This window comes from Sporosarcina limicola, from assembly GCF_014873855.1.
GTDB lineage: Bacteria > Bacillota > Bacilli > Bacillales_A > Planococcaceae > Sporosarcina > Sporosarcina limicola.
The window spans coordinates 1-2,559 of record NZ_JADBEL010000066.1; the positions used below are offsets into that span (position 1 = coordinate 1).

3 protein-coding genes are annotated in these 2,559 nt (G+C 33.4%); all 3 read right to left on the reverse strand.

Features of this window, described 5'->3' with window-relative positions; translation table 11 throughout:
- The coding region (locus tag H4683_RS21680) for a hypothetical protein (RefSeq protein ID WP_476715149.1) at positions 1-211 on the reverse strand (211 nt) is incomplete at its 3' end.
- 517 nt (positions 212-728) lie between these two features.
- On the reverse strand, positions 729-1,280 hold the full coding sequence (locus H4683_RS21015; protein ID WP_192600772.1) for a GNAT family N-acetyltransferase: 552 nt from the start codon (positions 1,278-1,280) through the stop codon (positions 729-731).
- Positions 1,281-1,677: 397 nt separating this feature from the next.
- Positions 1,678-2,355 carry a condensation domain-containing protein gene (locus H4683_RS21020; RefSeq protein WP_338062518.1) on the reverse strand — a complete coding sequence of 226 codons (678 nt, stop codon included), beginning with the start codon at positions 2,353-2,355 and terminating at the stop codon, positions 1,678-1,680.
- Between the last annotated feature and the right edge of the window lie 204 nt (positions 2,356-2,559).

The following is a 2,559-nucleotide window of genomic DNA, read 5'->3' on the forward strand; positions in this document are numbered from 1 at the left end:
GTAGGCTGACTAGGATATTTACGGGTTTATTTGGACGGCTAAAAGTCTCGCTATACAGCACGGAAAAATGATCTTCATTGATCTTCAAAAAGATAGTTGTGAAGAAGTCCTCGGCAAAACTTTTTTGAAGTGCTTCCACAATATATTTTGGAAAGGTTAGAAATCGATCATCTAAAGAAAATTGTTTCTCTTTTCTTCCGGGCTTGAACATAGGGAAAACCTCCAATTAGTTGCTGTTACGACTATTTTATCGCTTTTTTGTTCTATATAGGTTGAAGTATATAATTTTAATGTGAAATTAGCGAAGGCGCCTTTCAAGTGGTAGCCGAAGCGGTGTTCGAAGGGAATTCAGCTTTTTGGGTGTGAATCATACTATCCCTTAAATATAATCACATCTCGTAACACAGGTATTAGGTGTAAGCCTTCTTTCTGAATTTCTCTTATTTTATCCACGTATAGTTTTGATTAATCTCTTTATGACATTTTCAATCTTCATTTTCCCCAAGAATGTGCTCTTCTTGACAAATAAAATACTCCCTTAGGTAAACAGATTTTATTTTTCACCTGTCTACATTAAAGGGAGTATATCAAAGTCTACCTGTGTTTGTTTTTATTAGTAGATCTAAAATCTCTTCATATTCTATTTTAATTTTGAGATATGTAGAGCTACTTTTCCTTTTAAATTAAATATTACACAAAGAGTGTCCTTGGGAGATTCAATCCAATTTTTAAGACCATTCTCTCTTTAATAATGAATAAGAATAGTGATCATAATAGCGCCCCCTAAAGAGATGCTTGTCTCTGAATACTCCTTCATTTGTAAAGCCTAAATTTTCAAGAAGTCTTGCAGACCTTTCATTTTCCAAGGCGACAAAGGCATTAATCCGGTTCAAGTTCATATTATTAAATCCGCTTTCAATCGCACTTGCTAATGTTTCCTTCATATAACCGTATCCCCAGTATTCATGCCATAAATCATACCCTATTTCTGCTATATTATTATAGCGATCCCATGAATCAAACCCGCAGGTTCCCACTAAAGCATTGTCTGCTTTTCTCTCAATTCCCCATCTATTCCGTACCCTTTTTTCAGAGTTTGAATGCCATTTAATAAAATCTATTGCATCCTCTATATTTGTGTAGATTTCATCATCGTATAAGTACTTACAAACTTTTTTATCGCTGAACAGTTTGAAAATAAAAGGTGAATCCTCAAAATTCAACTCTCTCAACCGCAATCTTTCTGTCTCCAACTCTGGAAAATTTCCACTTTTATTCACTAAATTCTCACTCCCTGATTTATTGTATTAAGAATCTTATAGTTCGCCCGATTGGACCAAACTCAACAATTTATATATTACTAAACTCTGAAACTCTCGTTTATAAATACTTTGATATCCTCAGACCCCTAACAGAAGCAGTTCGAAGTCTAATAAATGATACAGAAGTCATTGCTAATAGGGAAAATCTGTAATCCCTTATTAAGGGATTAAGTCTGCATGTCTATGGGATTTGATAAACATACTTTTATCCCTAACTTGTATTTGAAGTTACTTTTAACAAAGTAATTGCATAATTTCCATTATTCCGAAATTGGAATTGATTCATTAACATAACTAAAGCATCTTTCGTCTAGTTAAAAAGCCCGAATAATTCCTCTTCTGTAATTTTAATGGTTTAAAAATCACTAGGTGTAAAATCTTTTTCGGTTTTATTGTGACAATGATTTATAATTTTACTAAGTTGTTCTAGAAAAGCATTTAGAAAAGCCTCTACCTTATTTTTATCCTGAGCAAAGTGTCTGATTGAACAGTGAAAAGTACCATTTATTACCCAATTATTGATTTCTAACTTAGCAGTTATGTCATTTTCAATTGCTATGTCTTCCCCAATGACCTTATCTGAAAAACTAAAATAATCGTTATGCATACTACTACTAAATTCCCCCAAGTAATTAAATCTGATAGGAAGTCTATTATAATCTTCAATTTCCTGTTCGATATACTTTAATACCCCATAACCTACACCTTTGTTCGGAATTTTTCTTAGTTGTTCTTTAATTGACTTTACTTGCTCTCCCAAGTTTCCTTTATGGATTCTTAACTTTACAGGATAAAGCGTTGTAAACCAACCCACTGTCCTAGATATGTCTATCTTATTTTCCGAATCACTCCTCCCATGTCCTTCCAGTTCAACAACAACCTCTTCTTTTTCAGTAAATGTACCTAAAGTGCTCGCTAATGCGGTAATCATCAACTCTAAAGGCGAAGTACTATAAGGAATATTTGCAGATGTTAATAACATATTTGTTTCTTCTTGTTTGAGTATCTCCTGTGTTACCACGCTTTGATTCACGGTAAAGCTTTTTTCAGTGGTAATTCCTTCAATAGAAATCTGGTTCTAAGTCAATACCATGGACGCAATAAAGTTAAGTCTTTTTCAAACAGGCATCAACTCAATGAACATCCTATATCCAGAGAAATCAATTAGCGAAATAGACACCTTTAATTAGTTTCTCTGGATACAGGAATTGAGTGTAGACTTTAAACTTGCCAACTA